We start from the raw sequence: 277 nt of genomic DNA on the forward strand, positions 1-277 counted from the left end.
TCATCTCGCGATCCGGCGGTTGGATGCGCACGGCAACCCCGCCGGCACAGCGCAACGCATCGACATCGACCTCACCGGCACCGCAGCCCGCCGCGACGCCCAAGTGCGCCAAGGCATCACCCGGCTCATCCACTACACCCGCCGCCACGGAATCGACACGATCGTCGTGGAGGACCTCGACTTCGCCGACGCCCGCACTGTCGGGCGGGAAACCATGGGCCGCGGCCGACGCGGCAAACGGTTCCGCAAAACGGTGGCCGGGATCCCGACCGCGGTG

Annotated in this window: 1 protein-coding gene; it reads left to right on the forward strand. The window is 70.0% G+C overall.

Going from position 1 to position 277, the window contains the following annotated elements; genetic code table 11:
* On the forward strand, positions 1 to 277 hold a 277-nt coding region (locus tag SLQ33_RS33525), incomplete at both ends, for a hypothetical protein (RefSeq protein WP_319458250.1).

The sequence above is a fragment of the Mycobacterium sp. RTGN6 genome, assembly GCF_033804605.1.
Taxonomy (GTDB): Bacteria; Actinomycetota; Actinomycetes; order Mycobacteriales; family Mycobacteriaceae; genus Mycobacterium.